The sequence below is a fragment of the Streptomyces sp. NPDC001507 genome, assembly GCF_042894765.1.
GTDB lineage: Bacteria > Actinomycetota > Actinomycetes > Streptomycetales > Streptomycetaceae > Streptomyces.
The window spans coordinates 319,626-339,996 of the sequence record NZ_JBIAVV010000001.1; the positions used below are offsets into that span (position 1 = coordinate 319,626).

Sequence of the window (20,371 nt, forward strand, 5' to 3'; positions counted from 1 at the left end):
GGTGCCGGCGCGTTCGTCGTGCTGTCCCGTCGTGGGACGGGTGCAGGCGGGGGTGGGGGGAACGGAGGGGGATCGATGGATCAGGACATGGTCATGCGGGCGAGGGTCCAGTTGCTCAGTGCCAACCGGCGGGTGGTGGGCGGCACCGAGGGGTTGCGGATCTACCGCCTGCTGGCTCAGGTCGAGCCGGAGGTGTACGGGTCCAAGCTGGCGTACGTTCTGGTCGAGGCCAGTGCGTCGCCGCTGGTGCGGGAGCTGCCCGGGCAGCGCCTGGCGTTGTTGGACGAGGCGGTCGCGGTGGCGTCGGCTCTGGACGTGGCGAATCCCTACCGAGCCAAGGTACTGGCGAAGGCGTTTGCCGCCAGGGGGGAACTCGTGGAGTCCCCCCGGGACACACCGGCCGCCGGACGGTGAACCTGGACAGGCGGACGCTGTCCGACGGGGCCGGCCGTGTTCACGATCGTTCCGCTGAGCCACGGGAAGGCTGCGGCAGGCCTTCGGGCATGGCGCCGGGGACCAACTCGGCCACGAGTGCGGCGACCTGCTCCGTCTCGATCAGGAAACCGTCGTGCCCGTACGGGGACTCGATGACCCGGACGGCGTCCGCCGTGCCGATGTTCGCTGCCAGTTCGGCCTGTTGGGCGAGCGGGTAGAGGCGATCGGAGTCGACGCCCGCGACCAGGGTGCGGGCGGTCACGCGGCCCAGGGCGGCACGCACGCCACCGCGGTCACGGCCGATGTCGTGCGCGTTCATCGCCTCGGACAGCACCAGGTAACTGCCCGCGTCGAAGCGCCGGATCAGCTTGGCGGCATGGTGGTCGAGATACGACTCCACCTGGTAACGACCGCCGCCGAGCGGGTCCTCGGCACCCTGAGGCGCACGGCCGAAGCGGACTTGGAGTTCCGGCTCGCTGCGGTAGGTGACATGGGCCAGGCGGCGGGCGAGGCCGAGGCCGGCGTGCGGGCCGTGCCCCGTGTCGTGGTAGTCGCCGCCCTGCCAGTGCGGATCGCCGCGGATGGCGTGCAGCTGGATGTTCGCCCAGGCGATCTGCTCCGCGCTCGCCGCCGCCGTGGTGGCGAGCAGCAGCAACGCCCCGGTGCGCTCGGGGTGGGTCACCGCCCATTCCACGGCGCGCATCCCGCCCATCGAGCCGCCGACGACCAGCGCCCACCGGTCGATACCCAGTGCATCGGCCATCCCGGCCTCGGCGGCGACCTGGTCGCGCTGGGTCAGGAAGGGGAAGGCGCCGCCCCAGCGGCGACGTCCGTCGGGACGCGGCGAGGCAGGTCCCGTACTGCCCTGGCAGCCGCCCAGGACGTTCGGGGCGACGACGAACCACCGGTCGGTGTCCAGCGCCAGGCCCGGCCCGACCAGCCCGTCCCACCAGCCCGGGGTCGGATGGCCGGGCCCGGCGGGTCCGGCGACATGGCTGTCACCGGTGAGGGCGTGCAGCACGAGCACGGCATTGGCGCGGTCCGGCGCGAGCTGCCCCCAGGTCTCGAACGCCAGCCGGACGCCGGGCAGTTCACCGCCGGCCTCCAGCGACAGCGGCTTCTCGGCCACGTACCACTGCCGGTGCCCGGCCGGGTCCCCCTCCCGCCAGGCCCCGGTGGCCGGCGGAAGGGGAACCCCGGTGGTGGGTACGGCGTTCAGGACGCGCCCTTGGCCGCGCGGAAACCGGCCTCCAGGTCGGCCTTGAGGTCGGCGAGGTTCTCGATGCCGACCGACAGGCGCACCAGGCCCGGCGCGGTGCCGGTCGCCGCCAGCTGTTCCGCGTCCAGCTGGCTGTGGGTCGTGGAGGCGGGGTGGATGATCAGGCTGCGTACGTCACCGATGTTGGCGAGGTGGCTGAACAGTTCGACCGCGTCCACGAACCGCTTGCCCGCGTCGACGCCGTCCCTCAGCTCGAACGAGACCACCGCGCCGGCCCCGCGCGGCAGGTACTTCTGCCCCGCCTCGTACCACCGGCTGGACGCCAGGCCCGGATAGTGGACGGCGGCGACCTCGTCCCGCTGCTCCAGCCACTCCGCCAGCGCCAGCGCGTTCGCGGAGTGCCGCTCGATGCGCAGGCTCAGCGTCTCCACGCCCTGCAGCAGCAGGAACGCCGAGTGCGGGGAGAGGGCCGGGCCCAGGTCGCGCAGCAACTGCACGCGCAGCTTGATCGCGAAGGCGCCGGGGCCGAGCGCGGGCCAGTACTGCAGCCCGTGGTAGCTCGGGTCGGGCTCGGTGAAGTCGGGGAACCGCTCGGCGTGCGCACCGAAGTCGAAGGTGCCGCCGTCCACGACGACGCCCGCGATGGCGGTGCCGTGGCCGCCGAGGAACTTGGTGGCCGAGTGCACGACGATGTCCGCGCCGTGCTCAATGGGCCGCAGCAGATAGGGAGTCGGCACCGTGTTGTCCACGATCAGCGGCACGCCCGCCGCGTGGGCGGCGTCCGCGACGGCCCGCACGTCGAGCACGTTGCCGCGCGGGTTGCCCAGCGTCTCCGCGAACAGCGCCTTGGTGTTGGGCCGGACCGCCGCCCGCCAGGCGTCGACATCGTCCGGATCGTCGACGAAGGACACCTCGATGCCCAGCTTCGGGAGCGTGTGCCGGAACAGGTTGTACGTGCCGCCGTACAGCGACGTGCTGGAGACGATGTGGTCCCCGGAACTCGCCAGCGTCAGGATGGCGAGCGTCTCGGCCGCCTGCCCGGAGGACAGCGCCACGGCCGCGACACCGCCTTCCAGCGCGGCGACGCGCTGTTCGAAGACGTCCTGGGTCGGGTTGTGGATGCGGGTGTAGATGTTGCCGGGCTCGGCCAGGGCGAACAGGTCGGCGGCGTGCTGGGTGTCCCGGAACACGAACGACGTCGTCTGGTAGATCGGCGTCGCCCGGGCTCCCGTCGTCGGGTCCGGCGCGGCCCCGGCGTGAATCTGCTTGGTCTCGAAGGACCAGGCCGAGGTGTCGGGTCCGGCGGGCGTCTCGTCGACGGTGTGACCGGCGGTGACGGAGTCGATGGGCTGGCTCATGGCGGATGCTCCTTGTGCGGGCAGGCGTGAGGGTGCGACGGCGCGCGTGCGGGCACGCGTCCGTGGCAGAGCAGAGTGGAGAAGCGGAACTGCGGGAGAGGTGGAAAGGGCCGGAGCGGAGCGTCAGCTCTCGGCGCGACAACCTGTCGCGGTGACACGCACGTAGTCCACGTGGCGGCGGGTCACAAGCACGGTCATGGAGACAGAGAACCACACAGGGGCAACCAACGCCAGCACGATGGGGCCCTCTTCACCGAAGTGACGCAGTCGGACACACCTTCCCGCAGGGGTGAGCCGCCCCCACCGACCGGTCCGCCCATCGCCGCCGTCGGTGCCGCAAGGCGGGCCGGCTGTCGCGCCCCCGGTGCTCGTACGCCGTCCGTGCCGGGCCGGGAGCACGGCACCGGCGGACGGCAGGCGGGAGCGGGCGGCGGCTCGGCTCCGGCTTGAGGCCGTCGGCGATCGGATGGACAGTGAGAATCATGAACCGGCACCGGCGGCCATCGCGGAAGGCTCCGTGGATAGCGGGCGGAGCGGCCGTGGTCGCCCTGGGCGGCGGTCTGGCAGCCTGGGCGCTGCTGTCGTCCGACCACGGCGGCAACGCCTCCCACCCGACGCCGTCACCCGTGGTGACGCCGTCGGCGTCGACGCCGAGCCCGTCCCCGTCCCTGTCACCGCGGCCGTCGGCCCCGAGTTCACCGGCCCCGTCGACGCCGAAGCCCACTCGGACCCCCGAGCCCAGGCCGACCCGGACCGTGCCGCCGGTGCCGACCGCCACCCGGCCGGCGCCCCACCGGACGACCCCGGCCCCCCCGTCGGTGCAGACGCCGCCGGCGCACACGCCGACCACGAAGCCGGCGCCTCCCCACACACCGACGCCCACACCGTCCGTCACCCCGCACGGGCCGAGCGCGCCCCCGCCCTCGCCGTCCCCCACGACCACGCGGCCGAGCGCGCCCGCGCCGTCGCCGTCCCTCGCGACGACCCGGCCGAGCGTGCCCCCGCCGTCCCTCACGACGACCCGGCCGAGCGCGCCGCCCCCTCCGCCGCCGTCACCCACGACGACCCGGCCGAGTCCGCCCCCGCTCACCGCACGGCCTTCGCAGACACCGGGGCCCATGACTCCGGCCCCGACGGTCACCGGCAACGGACCGGGAACGACCACCTGGTTCACGTCGCCGCAGGCCGTGGCCGCCGCCAAGCGGATGGCGGCTGCCAGGACGGTCGGCGACCCGGTCTGCTCGCTGTCGGCCGTGGGCCAGCCGAACCCGAGCCTCGTGCCCCAGGTCGGGCGCATCGGCATCGGGCACTACGACGGCTACTGGTGCCTGATCTGGTAGCCGGTCAGGGGTGGGCAGGGTGCCCGCGGGGTTTGTCCGGTGCCGCGTTCACTCGAATGGGCGAAGGGGTGCGGGTTCAGTAGCCGACCGTGAAGCGCTCGCCGATGTGGCGTGGTTGTTCGATCTCGTCGAGCAGGGCGACGGCGTAGTCCTCGGCGGAGATGCGGCTGCTGCCGTCTTCGGCGATGAGCAGGTCTTCCTTGGCGATGCGATAGACGCCTGTCCGCTCGCCCGGCTCGATCGTCGCGGCGGGGCTGAGGTTCGTCCACCGCACGTCGCCGACGGTGCGGCAGAAGTCCAGCGCGTCCCCGTGGGCGTGCATGATCTGGAGCAGGAACTCCGGCAGGCCCTCTGCGTCCCAGACCTGCCTGCCGTCCGGCGTGCGCAGGGAGCCGGCGCCGCCGACCAGGACGAGCCGTGGTGCCGGTTCCCCCAGGCTGCGGATGCCGGCGATCAGGGATTCGGCGCTGGGCCTGATGGTGGCGATGTGGCCCGGCCCGTCGCCTCCGCCGACCGCGCTGACCACGACGTCCTGCCCCTTGGCCGCCTCGGCGACGGACCGGGGATCCAGAACGTCGCCGGTGACCACGGTCAGGCCGGGGTCGTTCCGGGTGAGCTTCGCCGGGTCGCGTGCGACCGCTGTGACCAGGTGGCCGCGACGGAGCGCCTCGTCCAGGATGCGGGATCCGATGGTGCCGGTGGCGCCGAACAGGGCGATCTTGGACATGCGAATGAATCTCCAGTTCCCGTTGACCGTCTCCGGGTTCGCAGATTACCGAGGCCTTTCATGACAAACGTGCGATGTCGGGCCGATCCCGGCGATCTGCGTTCATTCGGTCCAGCGGTTCAGCGGTCCAGCGGCCCGGTGGTGTTGCGCTGCCGCGGTCCACGCCCGCGTCAGTCGGCGGCCGGCTCCTCGGCCTCCCAGCGCAGCAGGTCGCCCGGCTGGCACTCGAGTACCTCGCACAGTGCGGCGAGGGTCGCGAAGCGCACCGCCTTGGCGCGGCCGTTCTTGAGTACCGCGAGGTTGGCGGGCGTGATCCCCACGCGGTCGGCCAGTTCGCCCACGGACATCTTCCGCTTGGCCAGCATCACGTCGATGTCGACGGCGATCGGCATCAGATCACCTGGTCCAACTCGGCCTGCATCCGCGTCGCTTCGACGTCACGGGCGACGGCCTGGGCGAGCAGCATCCGCAGTACGAGCACGATGAGCGCGACCCCGAGGACGGCCACGCCGATCCCGCCCATGATGACGGTGACGCCCGGATCGTCCCGCTGGCCCGGCGCGTCGACGGCCGTGACCGCGAACCACAGGAGGGCGGCCGCCGCGATCGCGCCGATCACGCCGTCCACGTACCGGAAGGCGGCGTGGGAGAACACGGTTCCGCGCCGCACCATCGTCACCAGCCGCCATACGCAGACCAGTGCGACCTGGACCGCGGCCATGCCCAGGATCGTGATCACGCGCAGTGCGGTCAGCGGGAGCGTCCCGTCCTCCGGGTCGTTCCCGCTCACCAACGTCCAGACCATCATTGCCTGTACGAGCCCGGTGCCGGTGAGCACCAGCGCGAGTACGGCGCGCAGCGTACGCACTGCCAGCTTTCCCATGACCTGACCTTCCATCGAATGGCGATGGAAATCTATCGAGTCTCGATGGATGCCGCAAGAGGTGAGGGCGGTGGCGTCCGTCTGCTGCGCAGCGAGGCGGCCATGGCCGCGCGGTCAGCGGCGCCGGTACGACCGGGCCGTGCCGATCCCCGCCACGTGCAGGGCCAGGGCGGTCAGCCCCAGCAGCATGACGTTCGTGGAGGTGAACGTGTCATTGGTGCTGATGTCCGCCGCGTTGATCAGGAAGGCGATGAAGAACAGGACTGCTGCGACGATGCCGGCCATGAGCGGGCTCCTCTCGAAGGGTGAACTCCCGTATGCCCGCACATCACCTCCACAAGCCCGTCGCCGGGCGACCACAAGGGAACGCGTCGGTCGCCGTGGGGCGCCCGCGTGAGCGAACGGCCGTGCGCGGGCGGCGGGACGCGGTCCGTAGTCGCCGGTCGTTTCGGGTGATACTCGGTCATTTACCTTGCGGATTTCTCAATTCGGCGCGACAACCGTGGAAGACGGCCAGAATGTGGCGGTGAGGCCGGTGGTGTGGGGCGTCGGCTGTCGCGTGCTGTGAAAAGGGAGTTCCGTCTTCGGGCAAGGGCGTACGCTCCGCGTCGAAGGAGGGTGCCATGGCCGCTCACGCGAAAGCGATCGGGATCTGGTGGCTGGCCGCGATGGCCGCCCTGACCACGGCGGTCATCGCGGTCGTCCTCGTCGTGCAGGCAGACTCGGGAGAAGCGTCCCCGCCCCCGCCGTCCCCCCTCACCGCACCGCCGGCGAACGCTTCCGGGGCGGCGACGAACACCGCCCCCTAGTGGCGTGCCGTCAGACCGTCGAGAGGTCGATCGCGCGGTCCAGGTCGTGGGGCCGCAGGACGCGCAGGATCGCTTCGAGGAGGTAGTAGTCGGCGTAGGGGAGGGAGATCTCGATGCCGTCCTCGGCGGGGCGGTTGCGGGTGCAGCGGGCCACGACGGCCTCGGCGCGGGTGGAGTGGGTGGTGAGGCAGGTCTCGCACAGGGCGTCGAGGATGCGCAGCGCGGTGGTGCGGTAGGACAGGTTGCCCGAGGCGGCGGCCAGGTCGAGCAGCCCGCAGGCCATGACGGTCCCGGCGGAGGCGTCCTTGACGTCGTACGGCTGCTGCGGTGCCCGGTAGTCCCAGACGGGTACGTGGTCCGGGCCGAGGGCCTTGACCGCGTAGTCGGCGAGCGTGCGGGCGGTGGCGAGGAACCGGTGGTCGCCGGTGCGGCGGTACATCGTGGTGAAGCCGTAGATGCCCCAGGCCTGTCCGCGGGCCCAGCAGGAGGTGGGGCTGTAGCCCTGGACGGTGTTCGGGCCGACGGGGGCGCCGGTGGCGGGGTCGAGGTCGTAGGCGTGCGGGGTGGAGCCGTCCGGTCGCGGGAAGAGGCGCTGCGTGGTCTGCGCGTGTCCCACGGCCGCGTCCATGAACGCGCTCTCGCCGGTCTCCCGGGCGGCGAAGACGAGCAGGTCGAGGTTCATCATCGTGTCGATGATCATGCGCCCCGCGTTGTCGGAGGTGCCCAGCGCACCCCAGGCCCGCAGGTAGCGGCCACGGGGGTTGTAGCGCTGGAGCAGTGAGCGGGCCGCCTGGACGGCGCCGTCCCGCCAGGACGTGTCGCCGGTCAGCCGCCAGGCGGTGACCCAGGACGGGGTGAACAGGAAGCCCAGGTCGTGGGTGCCGGTGTCGTACCGGCGGGGGGCGAGCTTCGCGGCCGATGCCAGGGCGAGGGTGCGCAGGCTGTCGTCGCCGCTGTGGAGCCAGCTCATCCAGAGGATGCCGGGCCAGAATCCGCCGACCCAGTCGCCGTTCTGGGAGTAGACCCACTTCTCGGACTTCGTCCCCACGGGGAAGGCGCTCACCCCGGGCGCGACGGCACGCACCTTCGCGACCGCGTAGTCCGCCGCGCCTCGCAGCACCGCCTCCGTCGCCGCCGGCACCCGGCCGGTGAGCGCCTGCGCGGACTGAGGTACGGCGGCGTACGCCACCGCGGCGCCGCCTGCGGTGGCCAGCACGGCCCTGCGGGACATGTGCATGGGTGCCTTCCTCTCCAACTGAACCGGTGAGCGGGGGAGTTGAAGGAGTCTCGCATGCGACGGCGTCGGCGTATACACATGTGCGCAAGGTTCAGGTATGTGAATTACTCTCGTGGGGCGGACGGTTGTTGCCCAGGGCGGCGGGTCGTCGCCCGACTGGGCCCCCGAGGGGCCCGGCGATCGGGTCGCCGGGCCCCTCGGGCGGACGGCCGATCAGCCTGCCTGGAGGCTGCGGGCGGTGATGTCGCCGCGGGACGTGGTGGCGCGGATGTCGAGTTCGGCGGTGCCGTCGTTCTTGAGGGCGTTGCTGACGCGGCCGTGGCCGGTGCCGGCGTCCAGGGCGGCGGAGACCCCGGTGGCGGCGGTGACCGAGATGTCGCCGTCCTGGGTGCGCAGTACGACCGTGCCGCGGGTCGCCTCGTTGATCCGGATGTCGCCCCGGGCGGTGCTGATCTCCGCGGAGCCGCCCAGTCGGCCGACCTCGACGTCGCCGTCGGTCGCGGTGAGGCGGAGGCTCGTGGCCTCGTCGATCTTGATGCTGCGGTACGCGCCGTCGAAGACGACGTCGCCGAGGCGTCCGACCCCGCGCAGCTCGGTGCTGGCCGCCTTCGCCTCGACGCCGGAGCCGGCGGGCAGCTGGACGGTGACCTCCACCGAGCCGGAGGGGTCGAAGAGCTGGTTGCCGGGGGTCCCGGCCGTGATCCGCAGGACACCGTCGGAGTAGGAGACGGCGGTCTGCTCCGCCGCCTTGACGTCGCGGCTCCTGGCGGGGTCGGCGGGCAGGACCTCGACCGTGGTGTCGGCGCGGTCCGCGGCGATGAACTGGACGCGTCCGGCGGGGATGTCCAGGACGGCGGAGATCGGAGCGGGGGTGTCGAACTTCTGCATCGTGGTCTCCCGTTGGCGTTCCTTGTTTCTGACAATGGAAACGCTACGTTGCTTTCCGGGTTGCGACAATGGATTCGTTGCGTAAGAAACACATAGCTGCACGTCAAGCTGCTAAAAGTGTTGCAACTGTTCTGAAGGTAATGCAACGCGAGCTCGTCGAGCGTTGCAATGGATTGAGAGCGAACGCTATCCTCGGGGGCGGGGACCGCCCCGCGGGAACAGTGAGGAGATCGTGATGCCGGGAGGCAGGCTCAGGCAGCAGGAACGCCAGCAGATCGCGCTGGGGCTGGCCGACGGCCTCCCCTACGCCGAGATCGCCCGCCGTATCGACCGGCCGACCTCGACGGTCACGCGTGAGGTGATGCGCAACGGCGGCCCCGCCGCCTACCGCGCCGACCTGGCCCACCGCGCCACCGAGCGGCGCGCGCACCGGCGCCGGCCCGCCTCTTCCCGGGGGCGGGGGGCGGCGCCGCAGCCGCACGGACGGGACGCGGAGGCCGTTGCCGAGTACGAGGAGACGCTCACCACGGTCTTCATGCAGTCGGGTACGCCCAAGATGATGGCCCGGGTGCTGGCCTGTCTCTGCATCAGCGACGCGGCCGGCCTCACCGCGTCCGAACTCGTGCAGCGGCTCCAGGTCAGCCCGGCGTCCGTCTCGAAGGCGGTCGCCTTCCTCGAGGAGCAGGGGCTCGTCCGCCGGGAGCGCGACGAACGCCGCCGCGAGAGCTACTTCGTCGACGACGACGTCTGGTACCAGTCGATGATGGCCAGCGCGCGCGGCACCGCCCAGATCGCCGAGACCGCACGTCAGGGCGTCACCGTCCTCGGCGCGCGCACCCCGGCCGCCAACCGTCTGGAGAACATCGCACGGTTCCTCGACTTCGTCAGCGAGAGCATCGCCCGCGCCGCCGAACAGGCCCGTGAAGTCCTCCACAGCAAACCCGCGACGACCACCGCCGACGACACCGGCCGTCCGGGCCCCGGGCCCGCATAGGCGCGCGGCCGGGCGGCGGAGTTCACAAGTGTCTCCCAGTCCGTGCTCATCGTCCCTGGCCGGGGGCCGTGCCTTCGACGCGGGCGGGTTAGCGTGACGGTGTGCCGCGCGCAGGCCGGACGGCGGTCCTCCGGTGCCGGCCGCAACCGGTCTCCCCGGTCGATCCCGGCGGTTCGCTCACCGACCGTTCACAACCCCCTCACCCGCGCGGAGGCGGCCGTTCGGGTGGCGCAGGAAAGGTCCTGGCGGCCAAACGAGGGCTTCGCCGTCTCCGGCTCCGACGAGTGCAGCGGCGGCACCAAGCCGGTGTGGTGGTCCGACGACAGCAACGACAGCGGTCACGCGCTGCGCAGGGGCACCGTCACCCGCTGACGCCCTGCCGGGCCGCCCGGGTTGCGCTGTATCGTACGCGCGGCATCACACGCACCACCGGAACATGCGTCAACTCCCTTACCGGCACGTCGACTTCACCGACGTGCCGGTTCCTTTCGCCGCCCCCGGAGGAACCGTGGCAACCAGCCGCCCCCACCGTTTCCGTGCGCCTCTGACCCGACGCAGATCCTTCGCCGTGACGGCCGCCCTCGCCGCCGTCTGCGGTGCCGGACTCACCCAGCCGACCGCGGCCCACGCGGACGCCGCCGCCGACCGCGCCGCACTCGCCCAGTGGTGGGCGCCGGTCAACTTCCAGGACGTCGACTCCACCGGCGAGACCGCGCTCGGCGGCAAGTCCGACTACATCACGTCCTACGACTACGACGGCGACCTCAACGGCCGCAACAACTGGGAGAACACCAGCCAGTTCCCGCTCGCGGCGCACGTCTACTACTCGGTCGTGCAGACCCCGTCCTTCTCCTACCTGCTGTACACGTACTTCCACCCGCGCGACTGGTCGGACGGTGTCCTCGACAACTACCAGGAGGACCTGACCGAGCACGAGAACGACGCCGAGGGCGTCCTGGTCGTCGTGGCCAACGACGGTTCCGCGCACGGCCAGTTGAAGGCGGCCATCACCGTCGCGCACAGCAACTTCTACTCCTGGGTGCCCGCCGGCAGCGACTTCACCAGCGGCCAGGAGAGCGTCGACGGCACGCTGAAGCTCCAGGGCGACCCGCACGACGACGGCCACGGCCGCCCGTTCACCACCCAGCAGCCCAACACCCACGCCGCGTGGGCCGAGGGCTACCTGTCCCAGGAGCGCAGCCAGTACGCGAGCGGCGACGGCATCGTCTACTACCCCGGCTCCACCGCCGAGGTGCCGTCCGGCTCCAACGACCGCGACGTGCAGTACACGCTGACCGACGTCTTCGCGGCGAACGGCATGTGGGCGAACCGCACCCTCACCACACTGTTCGCGACCACGAACAACTTCGCCGGCGACGACAGCTCCAACCCCTACGGCGCCAAGTGCGGCGCGGGCGGGGTCCTCGGCCCGGCCAACGGCGCCTGCGACACCGACGCGGCCAACCCGCCGTGGGCCTGGGACGACGGCGACGACCTGCCCGGCCGGGGGTACCTCGCCACCAACCCCGCCGAACTCGTCTGGGACTACTTCAACTGGCCCGGCAAGCCCTCCGCGCCGGACCTCGCCTACACCTGGGACCAGTACAACGGCATCACCTCCTGATCAGGCTCCGGGCCCGCGCTGCAGCACCGTGGGGCTGATCTGCCGCAGCTGAGGCAGTGTGGTGACCATGTGGGCGACCACGCGTTCGCTGAGGCAGACATGGCGGTGGGGGATGTCCCCGGGGAACCGGGCGAAGTCCCCCGCCGCCAGGTCGACCGGTTCGGTGAGCGGGCCGGTGCGCAGTTTGCCGGTGATCACGTAGACGTGGTGGAGCGTGCCGGCGGCGTGCGGGACGACGGGCTCGGGCTGTTTGCCGCTGCGTTCGAGACGCAGCACCAGCGTCCGTACGTACCCCGAGCCGTAGACCTCGTCCAGCAGCCGTTCCGACCAGTTGCCGGTGTCCGACCACTGGCCCTCGTCGTGCCGCTGGACGTAGACCGGTGTGCCCCACTCGGTGAGCAGCCGGCGGGCGGGCACGTCCAGGGCCGCGCCCAGCAGCGAGAGCGTCTCCACGGTCGGGTTGCCCGAGCCCTGCTCGATCTTCGACAGCGTCTGCTTCGAGAGACCGGAACGGCGCGCCAGCTCACCCAGCGACATGGCGCGCTCCAGCCGGAACCGGCGGACATTGCGGGCGACCAGCTCGTTCTCGTGGGCCAGGTCGTCACTTTTAATGTGCATCCCGTCATTGTTGACGGACGCTCGACCGGATGGCCATGCTTGTCACGTAAAAGTTTCCGGCCGGTCAACTGTAGTTGACGCCGAACCCCCTCGAAGCTGAGGTGAACCGCCATGACCACCGCCTCCCTCGCCTCACAGGCCCGCGACGACCGGGCCGCCGTCGACAAGGCCATCAGCCTTCTCGTCGCCTTCGGTGACAGGGCGAGCAGCGGGGTCGGCGTCAGCGAACTGGCCCGGCGGGCCCAGCTGAGCAAGTCGACCGCGCACCGGGTGCTGGGGATGCTGGAGCGCAACGGGGTCGTGGAACGCGTCGGCACGGACTACCGGCTCGGCGAGCGCCTGCACCAGCTGGGCCGCTCCGTGTACGCGGCCGGCCACGAAAGCCTGCGCGACCTGCTCCTGCCCTACCTGACCGACCTCTACGAGCTCACCCGGCACACCGCCCACCTCGCCGTCCTGCACGGCACCGACGTGGTCTACCTCGGCAAGCTCCACGGCCACCGCCCGGCCCCGGTCCCGTCCCGCATCGGCGGCCGGCTCCCCGCCCACGCCACCGCCGTCGGCAAGGTCATGCTCGCCTACGACGCAGAGGCCGCCGCCCAGGCGATCGCCGGACCACTGCACCGCTTCACCGCCCGGACCCTCACCGACCCGGCGGCACTCTCCGACGAACTGGACCGGATCCGCCGTACCGGCGTCGCCTACGACGAGGAGGAGAGCCAGCTCGGTCTGAGCTGCGTCGCCGCGCCCGTCCTGGGCCGCTCGGGACGGGCGGTGGCCGCGCTGTCCGTCGCCGGGCGGCGCGGCCACGTCGACACCCTGCGGCTCGGCGCCGCCGTACGCCGGGTCGCGGCGGCGGCCTCCCAGGCACAGCAACGGACGGGCCGGCTGCCGCGCCCGTGACTCACACCGGCTCTGCCGTGGCCACCGCGAAGCCCGCGATCCACTCCGGGACCGGCGCGTAGAACCGCGAGGTCATCCGGTAGCCCCCGGTGGCGGCGAGGGACGCGAACGCGGCGATCCAGGTGCGGACCTCGTGGGCCGAGCCGCCACCCTCCGCTCCCATCCACTCCACCGTCCAGGAGTCGACGTCCGCCAGCCGCCCGCTCTCGAAGACGTCCAGGACCAGGTTGTCCCAGACCGGGTTGATGGGGATCATCCGGGTAGAGCCGGCCGCGTACTCCCGGCCCGCCCGCACCACCCGCTCCTCACCGCGGGCCCGCTGCTCGGGGGTCGGCGGGTGTCCGTCGATCAGGGCGTCCGCGACCCGCGGCGGGGCGCCGTCCAGGACCGGGACGGGCGGGTCGTGGGAGAGACCGCCCGAGCCGAGGAACAGCACCCGGCGGTCGAGGCCGGCCGCGGCCTGCCCGACGGCCGTGCCCAGCGCCCGGATACGGCCGACCGGGCCGAGCGGGGTCGCGACGCCGTTGACGAAGACCGGGACCACCGGCACCTTGTCGATCCCGCCGAACAGCACCTCGAGCGGCTGAACGAAACCGTGGTCGACCGTCATCCGCGCCGACACGGTCAGGTCCACGCCGTGGTCGAGGACCCCGCGGGCCAGTGCCGTGGCCGCCTCCGCGTCGACGGACAGCGGACCCGCCGCCGACCCGAAGTCACCGACGGCATGCGCGGCGGTGGCGAGGCAGAACGGCGGCATCTCCTTGTAGAAGAAGCCGTTGTAGTGGTCGGGGGCGTACAGGACGACGAGTTCCGGGTCGTAGGCGCGGACGAAGGAACGGGCCCCCTCGACCGCCGCCGCCACGGCCGCGAGGACCTCGGGCGCCGGATCGTTCCTGCCGATCAGCGGGGAGTGGGACAGCCCGACGGCGGCGGCGTTCACGATGGTTCTCCCTCGGTGCGGGGCTGGGGGTGGACGACGAGCTTGCCGGTCAGCCGCCCGTCGATCATGAGCTGGAACCCCTTGTGGATCCCGGCCAGGGGCAGGGTGCGGTCGACGACCGGACGCAGACCGGTGGCGTCCATCAGCTTCAGCAGGGCGACCAGTTCGCCGCGTGTGCAGCCGGTCGAGCCGAGGATGCGCTGCTGCAGGTAGAAGACCCGGCCGAGGTCGGCGGGCGGGTTGGTGCCGCTGGTCGCCCCGGCGATCACGACCGTGCCGCCCGGACGCAGCGACCTGAGCGAGTGCGACCAGGTCGCCTCGCCGACCGTCTCCACCACCACGTCCACCCGCTCGGGCAGCCGTTCCCCGGTCCGTACGGCCCGGCGCGCGCCCCAGGACTCGGCCCGCGTCCGCTTCTCCGCGCTGCGGCTGGTGGCATAGACGACCGCCCCGGCGGCCACCGCCAGCTTGATCGCGGCCGAGGCGACCCCGCCGCCGGCGCCCTGCACCAGCACCCGGTCGCCGGCCCGGATCCCGGCCTGCGTGAAGAGCATCCGGTAGGCGGTGCCCCAGGCGACCGGCAGACAGGCGGCCTCGTCGAAGGTGAGCCACTCCGGCTTGGGGATCAGATTCCGGGCGGGGACGGACAGGTACTCGGCGAAGGCGCCGTCGTGCCGCTCCGACAGCAGCGCCCGGTCCGGGTCCAGCGTCTCGTCGCCCAGACCGGCGTCAGCGTCGGCGATCACCGGGTGGACGAGGACCGCGTTGCCGTCCTCGTCGTACCCCGCCGCGTCGCAGCCCAGCACCACCGGCAGCCGTTCGGGCGGATGGCCCACCCCGCGCAGGGTCCACAGGTCGTGCATGTTCAGCGACGACGACACCACACGGACGGTCGACCAGCCGGGACGCGGCCGGGGCTCGGGAACGTCTGCGACGACGAGGCCGGCCAGCGGGTCGGTCGCGCTCTGGGAGACGGCGGTTGCGGCAAGCATGGAGGCACGCTCTCCCGCCGCCCGGGACCGCCGACAGCCTGTGTGCCGCCGTACGGAACAGCCGTTGGCACCCGTCTGACCTGCTGCTGTTCGCTGAAGCCATGACCTCGACGAACGAACCCAAGGGCGCTGCCACGGCGGCACCGCGCGGGGCGCTCAGTCGCCCCGCGGACCTGGCACGGAACATCGACGTCTCCGGGCTCGTCGACACCGAGGGCGGACTGCTGGACCGCGTGGTCTTCACCGACCGGGAGCTGTACCGGCAGGAGCTGCGCAGGGTCTTCGCGCCGAGCTGGCTGTTCCTCGCGCACACCGACCAGTTCCACCGGCCCGGCGACTTCTTCACCACCTACATGGGCGAGGACCCGGTCGTCGTCACTTTGGACCGCGACCGGCGGATCCGCGCCTACCTCAACTCCTGCCGCCACCGGGGCGCCCGCGTGTGCCGTGCCGACTCCGGCACCACCCGCAACTTCACCTGCACCTACCACGGTTGGTCCTACAACCTGGACGGCTCGCTGGTGAGCGTCCCCAACCGGGACGGCTACCCCGGTGAGTTCGCGCCGGCCGACTGGGGCCTGGTGGAGGTCCCGCACGTGACGACGTACCGCGGGCTGGTCTTCGGCACCTGGCACCCGGACCCGGTCCCGCTGCGCGAGTCGCTCGGCGACATGGCCTGGTACATGGACGCCATGCTCGACCACGACGACGAGGGCACGGTCGTCGTCGGCGGGATCCACAAGTGGGTCCTGGAGGGCAACTGGAAGCTGGCGGCCGAGCAGTTCGCCACCGACTGGTACCACGTGAACATGAGCCACGCCTCGGCGCTCATGCTGCTCGCGCCGGCCGGCCAGAAGCCCAAGGACGAGGTGGTGCACCGCACCGGCCGTCAGTACGTGGACCCGAACGGCCACGGCGCCGGCTTCCCGGTGCACCCCAGGAACCGGTTCGACGCGCAGACCGTGCACAAGTGGACGGACTACGACGCCCTGCGCGAACGCCTGGGCGCGGCCCGGGTCGAGGGACCGCTGACCAACGGCCACGCCACCGTCTTCCCGAACTTCTCCTACCTTCCCGTCAACGGCTCCATCCGGGTCTGGCACCCCAAGGGTCCCGACCGGATGGAGGTATGGGCCTGGACCATCGTCGACAAGTCGATGCCGGAGGAGGTCCGGGAGGCCCAACGCCTGTACAACCTGCGGACGTTCGGGCCCAGCGGGATCTTCGAGCAGGACGACGGCGAGAACTGGAGCGAGGTCCAGGCCGTCTCGCACGGCTTCATCACGGGCGGCGTCGCCCTCAACTACCAGATGGGCATGGGCAGCGAGCGCCACGACGGCCGCCATCCCGGTCTGACCAGCGAGCTGTACAGCGACGCCGCGGGCCGCGCCTTCTACGGCCGCTGGCGCGAGCTGATGAACACCCCTGCCTGGCACGAGGAAATGCACGAGGAAATGCAAGAGGAAACGCGCGAGGAGAACGAGGAGAGCAAGGCATGAGCAACGGCATCCGGGTCGCCGCCCTCGACGACATCCCCCAGGGCGAGGGCCTCGCCGTCGACAGGGCGATCACCGGCACCGCCGACGACATCGCCCTGCTCCGCGACACCGACGACACCGTGTACGCCCTCGACGACACCTGCACCCACGAGGACGCCTCCCTGGCCGACGGCTGGGTGGAGGACGGCTTCGTCGAATGCCCCCTGCACGCCAGCAGGTTCTGCCTGAAGAGCGGCGAGGTCCAGGGACTGCCCGCGACCAGGAACACCTGCCCGCACCGGGTCGAGGTCCGCGACGGCGAGGTCTGGCTCTTCCCCGGGGAGACGCCGTGAACGTGGTCGTCGTCGGCGCCGGCATCGCCGGCGTCAGCACCGCCGCCGCCCTGCGCTCCCAGGGCTTCGACGGCGAGCTCACCCTCGTCGACGCGGGCGAATTCCCCTACGACCGGCCGCCGTTGTCGAAGGACTACCTCGCCGGCACCAGGCCCGCGCCGCAGCTCGCCCTCCAGCAGCCGTCCTGGTACGACGACCAGCGCGTCCGCCTGGTCAACCGCACCACCGTCACCGCGCTGCGCCCGGCCGAGGGCAAGCTCGAACTCTCCGACGGCACCCTGCTCCCCGCCGACCGGGTCGTCCTCGCCACCGGCGGCCGCGCGGCGCGCCCGCCGATCCCCGGCATCGACGGCGAGCGCGTGCACGTGCTGCGCACCGTCGAGGACGCCGACCGGCTGCGCGCCGCGCTGACCCCCGGCGCCCGCGTCCTCGTCGTCGGCGCCGGCCTGATCGGCGCCGAGACCGCCTCGACCGCCGTACGCCTGGGCTGCGCGGTCACCCTGGCCGACCCGCTGGCCACCCCGCTCGCCGCGGTGCTCGGCGCGGAACTCGCCACCTGGCTGCACGACATGCACACCTGGCACGGCATCACCACCGTCCAGGCGGCCGTCGAGTCGTTCACGGACCGCTGCGACCACATCGGGGTCCGGCTGACCGGCCGGCCCGGATCGCGGTCGTACGACGCCGTCGTCGTCGGCGTGGGCATGGTCCCGGACACCGGACTCGCCGAGCGCGCGGGCCTCGACGTCGACCGGGGCGTCCTGGTCGACGCCGGGCAGGTGACCTCCAACCCCGCCGTGCTCGCGGTCGGCGACCCGGCCCGCCCGCGCGGCCGGGTCCGCGCCGAGCACTGGGAGGCCGCCCAGCAGGACGGCGCCCGGGCCGCCGCCACCCTCCTCGGCGCTCCGGCCCCCGCTCCGACGGCGCCCTGGTTCTGGACGGACCGGCACGGCCTGCACATCGAGGCGGTCGGCAACCTGGCGTCCGCCGCCGAGACCGTCGTACGCGGTTCCTGCGCCGACCCTTCCTTCGCGGTCTTCGGCCTGCGCGACGGCCGGGTGGTGGCCGCCGCGGCCGTCGACGACTCCGCCGCCGTACGCGCCGCCCGCCGCATGATCGACCGCCGGACACCGGTCGACGCCGGACGGCTGGCGGACCCCGCCGTGAGCCTGCGCGCCCTGCCGCGCCCCGAAAGGTGACCCCGTGACATCCACAGCTCAACGCGCCGACCGCGACACGCACTTCGAGGTCGAGCAGTTCTACTACGAGGAGGCCGCCCTCCTCGACGACGGCCGCTACGCCGACTGGCTTGAGCTGCTCGCCGACGACCTCGACTACTGGATGCCCACCCGCACCAACCGGCTGCGCCGGCAGCAGTCGCTGGCGGTGGCCGCCCGGGGCGAGGCCGCGTTCTACGACGAGACCAAGGAGAGCCTGGCCTGGCGCATCCGCCGGTTCGACTCGGGCATGGCCTGGGCCGAGGACCCGCCGTCCCGCACCCGGCACCTGGTGACCAACGTGATGGTGCGGCACAACGACCCGGCCGAGAACCCGGAGTTCACCGCCGCCGACCTCCATGTGCGCTCCGCGTTCCTGGTCTACCGCAACCGACTCGAACGCGAGGAGAACGTCTTCGCCGGCAGCCGCACGGACGTGCTGCGCAGGGGCGAGGACGGCGGTCTGCGGCTGGCCCGCCGGACCGTCCTCCTGGACCAGAACGTGCTGTCGGCCAAGAACATCTCGACCTTCTTCTGATTCTGCTGATCCTTGTGATTCTTCTGATGGGGAACTGCCTTGACCGAACTCAAGCACCATCGCGTGGCCACCTCGCTGGGGGAGATCGCCGTCGCCGAGACCGGTGAGGGACCGGTCCTCGTGATGCTGCACGGCGGCGGCCCCGGCGCCTCCGGCGTCAGCAACTACCACCAGAACCTGGCCGCGCTGGCCCGGCACTTCCGGGTCGTCCTGCCCGACCAGCCCGGATTCGGCGGAAGTTACCGCCCGACGGAGGCCGACCTGGCGGAGCGGTCGATCACCGCGATCACCGTCGACGCCCTCTTCCAGGCCCTCGACCCGCTCGGCATCGACGGCTTCCACCTGCTCGGCAACAGCCTCGGGGGAGCGGCGGCCCTCGCCATGGCCCAGCAACGCCCCGAGCGGGTCAAGCGGTTGGTGCTGATGGCTCCGGGCGGCGGCTGGCTGCCGTTCGGCCCGACGCCCACCGAGGGACAGAAGGAGATGTTCCGCTACTACCACGGCGGCGGGCCCAGCGAGAAGAAGATGGCCGCCTTCATCCGGACCATGGTCTACGACCACAGGCAGTTCGGCGCGGACGTCGTGAAGGCCCGCTACGAGGCCTCCCTCGACGAGAGCCACATCGACTTCTACCACCGCTACAACGCGGCCTTCGCGCGGCGCGGCGGAATGGACCCGCTCTGGCGCGACCTGCACCGGATCGCGGCACCCACGCTGCTGCTCTGGGGCCGCGACGACCGCACGATCACCCTGGACGGCGCCCAGCTGATGCTCAGGCAGATCCAGGACGTGCAACTGCACGTGTTCGGCCGCTGCGGACACTGGGTGCAGCTCGAACGGCAGCCGGAGTTCGAGGAACTCGTCGTCGGCTTCCTCGGGGAGCGGTGATGGGCTGGCTCGACGGGTACGCCGCCCTGGTCACCGGCGGGGGCGCGGGCATCGGCCGCGCGGTCACCGAGAGGTTCGTCGCCGAGGGCGCCTCGGTCACCGTCTTCGGCCGGGACAAGGGGCAGTTGGACGAGGTCGTCGCCGTCGCGCCCGACCGGATCCACGCCGTCACCGGTGACGTCCGCGACTCCGGGCGGCTGCACACCGCCGTCGCCGAGACCGTCGAACGGTTCGGCAAGCTCGACACCCTCGTCGCCAACGCAGGCGTCTGGGACTACCAGCGCCAGCTCACCCGGCTCGCCGCCGCGGACCTCGACGCCGCCTTCGACGAGGTCTTCGCCGTCAACGTCAAGGGCTATCTGCTGGCGGCCGAGGCGGCCTGGCGGGAGCTGGTGAAGAGCCGCGGCAGCATCGTCATGACCCTCTCCAACGCCTCCTTCCACGTCAACGGCGGCGGCCCGCTCTACACCGCCAGCAAGCACGCCTGCCTCGGCCTGATGCGCGAACTCGCCTACGAACTCGCCCCCAGGGTCCGCGTCAACGGCGTCGCCTGCGGCGCCATGAACACCGACCTGCGCGGCCCCGAGGCGCTCGCGCTCGGCGACCGCTCGATCTCCGCGTCCTTCGCGAGGAAGGCGCCGGACGCCCCGCCGCTGATCCCCCTGCACGACTCCAGCACCGACCCACGCGACTTCACCGGCCCGTACGTGCTGCTCGCCGCCCGCGAGCAGAGCGGCCCGATCACCGGCCACGCGATCTCCGTCGACGGCGGCATCGCCGTCCGCGGCTTCGCGCACCCGGCCGGCGGCGACCACCTCTGACGGCGCCCACCTCTGACGGCGAACGACGAGCAACGACGAGCAACGACGAGCAACGACGCATGAACGACGACCGGACGACGACCGCATGACGACCGATGACACTCGACGA

Annotated in this window: 25 protein-coding genes; 13 read left to right on the plus strand and 12 right to left on the minus strand. The window is 72.0% G+C overall.

What is annotated here, in order from left to right:
• Positions 1 to 75 precede the first annotated feature (75 nt).
• Positions 76 to 414 (plus strand): hypothetical protein, encoded by a 339-nt coding sequence (locus ACFY0K_RS01480; RefSeq protein ID WP_390638058.1) that lies wholly within the window; start codon positions 76 to 78, stop codon positions 412 to 414.
• 40 nt (positions 415 to 454) lie between these two features.
• Here the strand turns inward: ACFY0K_RS01480 and ACFY0K_RS01485 are convergent, their stop codons facing one another.
• From ACFY0K_RS01485 to ACFY0K_RS01495, 3 genes are all read right to left on the minus strand, one after another.
• Positions 455 to 1,654, minus strand: a complete 1,200-nt coding sequence (locus tag ACFY0K_RS01485; protein WP_390638830.1) for a homoserine O-acetyltransferase — start codon at positions 1,652 to 1,654, stop codon at positions 455 to 457.
• Positions 1,651 to 3,012 (minus strand): bifunctional o-acetylhomoserine/o-acetylserine sulfhydrylase, encoded by a 1,362-nt coding sequence (locus ACFY0K_RS01490; protein ID WP_390638059.1) that lies wholly within the window; start codon positions 3,010 to 3,012, stop codon positions 1,651 to 1,653. Before ACFY0K_RS01490 ends, ACFY0K_RS01485 begins: the two co-directional genes overlap by 4 nt.
• Positions 3,013 to 3,262: 250 nt before the next feature.
• Complete coding sequence (locus tag ACFY0K_RS01495) at positions 3,263 to 4,102, minus strand: hypothetical protein (protein ID WP_390638060.1); 840 nt, start codon at positions 4,100 to 4,102, stop codon at positions 3,263 to 3,265.
• 28 nt (positions 4,103 to 4,130) lie between these two features.
• On the opposite strand from ACFY0K_RS01495, the gene ACFY0K_RS01500 reads away from it, so the two are divergent.
• A complete protein-coding gene (locus tag ACFY0K_RS01500; protein WP_351955448.1) occupies positions 4,131 to 4,352 on the plus strand; it encodes a hypothetical protein in 222 nt (73 codons plus the stop codon).
• A 76-nt stretch (positions 4,353 to 4,428) separates the two neighbouring features.
• Here ACFY0K_RS01500 and ACFY0K_RS01505 read toward each other — a convergent pair whose 3' ends face one another.
• The 4 genes from ACFY0K_RS01505 to ACFY0K_RS01520 form a co-directional block, all read right to left on the minus strand.
• Entirely contained in the window at positions 4,429 to 5,079 is a 651-nt protein-coding gene (locus tag ACFY0K_RS01505) for an NAD(P)-dependent oxidoreductase (protein WP_390638061.1), read from the minus strand.
• 170 nt (positions 5,080 to 5,249) lie between these two features.
• Positions 5,250 to 5,471, minus strand: coding sequence for a helix-turn-helix domain-containing protein (locus ACFY0K_RS01510; RefSeq protein WP_390638062.1), 222 nt, complete (start codon positions 5,469 to 5,471; stop codon positions 5,250 to 5,252).
• Complete coding sequence (locus ACFY0K_RS01515) at positions 5,471 to 5,962, minus strand: DUF2975 domain-containing protein (protein ID WP_390638063.1); 492 nt, start codon at positions 5,960 to 5,962, stop codon at positions 5,471 to 5,473. The genes ACFY0K_RS01510 and ACFY0K_RS01515 overlap by 1 nt, the downstream gene beginning before the upstream one ends.
• 114 nt (positions 5,963 to 6,076) lie before the next feature.
• The gene (locus ACFY0K_RS01520) at positions 6,077 to 6,247 is read right to left on the minus strand and encodes a hypothetical protein (protein WP_390638064.1); all 171 of its coding nucleotides are present in this window, start codon (positions 6,245 to 6,247) and stop codon (positions 6,077 to 6,079) included.
• Between the two features lie 338 nt (positions 6,248 to 6,585).
• On the opposite strand from ACFY0K_RS01520, the gene ACFY0K_RS01525 reads away from it, so the two are divergent.
• A complete protein-coding gene (locus ACFY0K_RS01525) occupies positions 6,586 to 6,771 on the plus strand; it encodes a hypothetical protein (protein ID WP_390638065.1) in 186 nt (61 codons plus the stop codon).
• Between the two features lie 10 nt (positions 6,772 to 6,781).
• On the opposite strand, the gene ACFY0K_RS01530 is transcribed toward ACFY0K_RS01525, so the two are convergent.
• Complete coding sequence (locus ACFY0K_RS01530; protein ID WP_390638066.1) at positions 6,782 to 8,008, minus strand: glucuronyl hydrolase; 1,227 nt, start codon at positions 8,006 to 8,008, stop codon at positions 6,782 to 6,784.
• A 213-nt stretch (positions 8,009 to 8,221) separates the two neighbouring features.
• Positions 8,222 to 8,896, minus strand: coding sequence for a DUF4097 family beta strand repeat-containing protein (locus ACFY0K_RS01535; protein WP_390638067.1), 675 nt, complete (start codon positions 8,894 to 8,896; stop codon positions 8,222 to 8,224).
• 235 nt (positions 8,897 to 9,131) lie between these two features.
• Here ACFY0K_RS01535 and ACFY0K_RS01540 point away from each other — a divergent pair, with 235 nt between their 5' ends.
• The 3 genes from ACFY0K_RS01540 (at position 9,132) to ACFY0K_RS01550 (ending at position 11,514) form a co-directional block, all read left to right on the plus strand.
• Positions 9,132 to 9,890, plus strand: a complete 759-nt coding sequence (locus tag ACFY0K_RS01540) for a helix-turn-helix domain-containing protein (protein ID WP_390638068.1) — start codon at positions 9,132 to 9,134, stop codon at positions 9,888 to 9,890.
• Between the two features lie 225 nt (positions 9,891 to 10,115).
• Positions 10,116 to 10,262 carry a hypothetical protein gene (locus ACFY0K_RS01545; RefSeq protein ID WP_390638862.1) on the plus strand — a complete coding sequence of 49 codons (147 nt, stop codon included), beginning with the start codon at positions 10,116 to 10,118 and terminating at the stop codon, positions 10,260 to 10,262.
• 64 nt (positions 10,263 to 10,326) lie between these two features.
• A complete protein-coding gene (locus ACFY0K_RS01550; protein WP_390638069.1) occupies positions 10,327 to 11,514 on the plus strand; it encodes a hypothetical protein in 1,188 nt (395 codons plus the stop codon).
• Here the strand turns inward: ACFY0K_RS01550 and ACFY0K_RS01555 are convergent, their stop codons facing one another.
• Positions 11,515 to 12,132: a helix-turn-helix domain-containing protein gene (locus tag ACFY0K_RS01555; RefSeq protein WP_390638070.1), complete on the minus strand. Its 618-nt coding sequence runs from the start codon at positions 12,130 to 12,132 to the stop codon at positions 11,515 to 11,517.
• Between the two features lie 111 nt (positions 12,133 to 12,243).
• Between ACFY0K_RS01555 and ACFY0K_RS01560 the strand changes: the two genes are divergently transcribed.
• Positions 12,244 to 13,035 carry an IclR family transcriptional regulator gene (locus tag ACFY0K_RS01560; RefSeq protein ID WP_390638071.1) on the plus strand — a complete coding sequence of 264 codons (792 nt, stop codon included), beginning with the start codon at positions 12,244 to 12,246 and terminating at the stop codon, positions 13,033 to 13,035.
• Position 13,036: 1 nt separating this feature from the next.
• Here ACFY0K_RS01560 and ACFY0K_RS01565 read toward each other — a convergent pair whose 3' ends face one another.
• Together ACFY0K_RS01565 and ACFY0K_RS01570 are read right to left on the minus strand one after the other, a co-directional pair.
• Positions 13,037 to 13,975 (minus strand): 3-carboxyethylcatechol 2,3-dioxygenase, encoded by a 939-nt coding sequence (locus ACFY0K_RS01565; protein WP_390638072.1) that lies wholly within the window; start codon positions 13,973 to 13,975, stop codon positions 13,037 to 13,039.
• Positions 13,972 to 14,967, minus strand: coding sequence for a zinc-binding dehydrogenase (locus ACFY0K_RS01570; RefSeq protein ID WP_390638073.1), 996 nt, complete (start codon positions 14,965 to 14,967; stop codon positions 13,972 to 13,974). The genes ACFY0K_RS01565 and ACFY0K_RS01570 overlap by 4 nt, the downstream gene beginning before the upstream one ends.
• 101 nt (positions 14,968 to 15,068) lie before the next feature.
• Here ACFY0K_RS01570 and ACFY0K_RS01575 point away from each other — a divergent pair, with 101 nt between their 5' ends.
• Genes ACFY0K_RS01575 through hcaB form a run of 6 tightly spaced genes read left to right on the plus strand, consistent with a single transcriptional unit; the run spans position 15,069 to position 20,262 of the window.
• Positions 15,069 to 16,466 carry an SRPBCC family protein gene (locus ACFY0K_RS01575; protein ID WP_390638074.1) on the plus strand — a complete coding sequence of 466 codons (1,398 nt, stop codon included), beginning with the start codon at positions 15,069 to 15,071 and terminating at the stop codon, positions 16,464 to 16,466.
• Positions 16,463 to 16,798: a non-heme iron oxygenase ferredoxin subunit gene (locus ACFY0K_RS01580; RefSeq protein ID WP_390638075.1), complete on the plus strand. Its 336-nt coding sequence runs from the start codon at positions 16,463 to 16,465 to the stop codon at positions 16,796 to 16,798. Before ACFY0K_RS01575 ends, ACFY0K_RS01580 begins: the two co-directional genes overlap by 4 nt.
• Entirely contained in the window at positions 16,795 to 17,997 is a 1,203-nt protein-coding gene (locus tag ACFY0K_RS01585; RefSeq protein WP_390638076.1) for an NAD(P)/FAD-dependent oxidoreductase, read from the plus strand. Before ACFY0K_RS01580 ends, ACFY0K_RS01585 begins: the two co-directional genes overlap by 4 nt.
• 4 nt (positions 17,998 to 18,001) lie before the next feature.
• On the plus strand, positions 18,002 to 18,553 hold the full coding sequence (locus ACFY0K_RS01590) for an aromatic-ring-hydroxylating dioxygenase subunit beta (RefSeq protein ID WP_390638077.1): 552 nt from the start codon (positions 18,002 to 18,004) through the stop codon (positions 18,551 to 18,553).
• A gap of 39 nt (positions 18,554 to 18,592) precedes the next feature.
• Positions 18,593 to 19,441 carry an alpha/beta fold hydrolase gene (locus ACFY0K_RS01595; protein ID WP_390638078.1) on the plus strand — a complete coding sequence of 283 codons (849 nt, stop codon included), beginning with the start codon at positions 18,593 to 18,595 and terminating at the stop codon, positions 19,439 to 19,441.
• A complete protein-coding gene (gene hcaB, locus ACFY0K_RS01600; protein ID WP_390638079.1) occupies positions 19,441 to 20,262 on the plus strand; it encodes a 3-(cis-5,6-dihydroxycyclohexa-1,3-dien-1-yl)propanoate dehydrogenase in 822 nt (273 codons plus the stop codon). Before ACFY0K_RS01595 ends, hcaB begins: the two co-directional genes overlap by 1 nt.
• Positions 20,263 to 20,371 lie beyond the last annotated feature (109 nt).

What these genes read in the sequence shown, in the direction of transcription:
- ACFY0K_RS01480 (WP_390638058.1), top strand. Translation starts at nt 76, where the DNA reads ATGGATCAGGACATGGTCATGCGGGCGAGGGTCCAGTTGCTCAGTGCC.
- ACFY0K_RS01490 (WP_390638059.1), bottom strand. Translation starts at nt 3,012, where the DNA reads ATGAGCCAGCCCATCGACTCCGTCACCGCCGGTCACACCGTCGACGAG.
- ACFY0K_RS01500 (WP_351955448.1), top strand. Translation starts at nt 4,131, where the DNA reads ATGACTCCGGCCCCGACGGTCACCGGCAACGGACCGGGAACGACCACC.
- ACFY0K_RS01505 (WP_390638061.1), bottom strand. Translation starts at nt 5,079, where the DNA reads ATGTCCAAGATCGCCCTGTTCGGCGCCACCGGCACCATCGGATCCCGC.
- ACFY0K_RS01510 (WP_390638062.1), bottom strand. Translation starts at nt 5,471, where the DNA reads ATGCCGATCGCCGTCGACATCGACGTGATGCTGGCCAAGCGGAAGATG.
- ACFY0K_RS01515 (WP_390638063.1), bottom strand. Translation starts at nt 5,962, where the DNA reads ATGGGAAAGCTGGCAGTGCGTACGCTGCGCGCCGTACTCGCGCTGGTG.
- ACFY0K_RS01520 (WP_390638064.1), bottom strand. Translation starts at nt 6,247, where the DNA reads ATGGCCGGCATCGTCGCAGCAGTCCTGTTCTTCATCGCCTTCCTGATC.
- ACFY0K_RS01525 (WP_390638065.1), top strand. Translation starts at nt 6,586, where the DNA reads ATGGCCGCTCACGCGAAAGCGATCGGGATCTGGTGGCTGGCCGCGATG.
- ACFY0K_RS01530 (WP_390638066.1), bottom strand. Translation starts at nt 8,008, where the DNA reads ATGCACATGTCCCGCAGGGCCGTGCTGGCCACCGCAGGCGGCGCCGCG.
- ACFY0K_RS01535 (WP_390638067.1), bottom strand. Translation starts at nt 8,896, where the DNA reads ATGCAGAAGTTCGACACCCCCGCTCCGATCTCCGCCGTCCTGGACATC.
- ACFY0K_RS01540 (WP_390638068.1), top strand. Translation starts at nt 9,132, where the DNA reads ATGCCGGGAGGCAGGCTCAGGCAGCAGGAACGCCAGCAGATCGCGCTG.
- ACFY0K_RS01550 (WP_390638069.1), top strand. Translation starts at nt 10,327, where the DNA reads ATGCGTCAACTCCCTTACCGGCACGTCGACTTCACCGACGTGCCGGTT.
- ACFY0K_RS01555 (WP_390638070.1), bottom strand. Translation starts at nt 12,132, where the DNA reads ATGCACATTAAAAGTGACGACCTGGCCCACGAGAACGAGCTGGTCGCC.
- ACFY0K_RS01560 (WP_390638071.1), top strand. Translation starts at nt 12,244, where the DNA reads ATGACCACCGCCTCCCTCGCCTCACAGGCCCGCGACGACCGGGCCGCC.
- ACFY0K_RS01570 (WP_390638073.1), bottom strand. Translation starts at nt 14,967, where the DNA reads ATGCTTGCCGCAACCGCCGTCTCCCAGAGCGCGACCGACCCGCTGGCC.
- ACFY0K_RS01575 (WP_390638074.1), top strand. Translation starts at nt 15,069, where the DNA reads ATGACCTCGACGAACGAACCCAAGGGCGCTGCCACGGCGGCACCGCGC.
- ACFY0K_RS01580 (WP_390638075.1), top strand. Translation starts at nt 16,463, where the DNA reads ATGAGCAACGGCATCCGGGTCGCCGCCCTCGACGACATCCCCCAGGGC.
- hcaB (WP_390638079.1), top strand. Translation starts at nt 19,441, where the DNA reads ATGGGCTGGCTCGACGGGTACGCCGCCCTGGTCACCGGCGGGGGCGCG.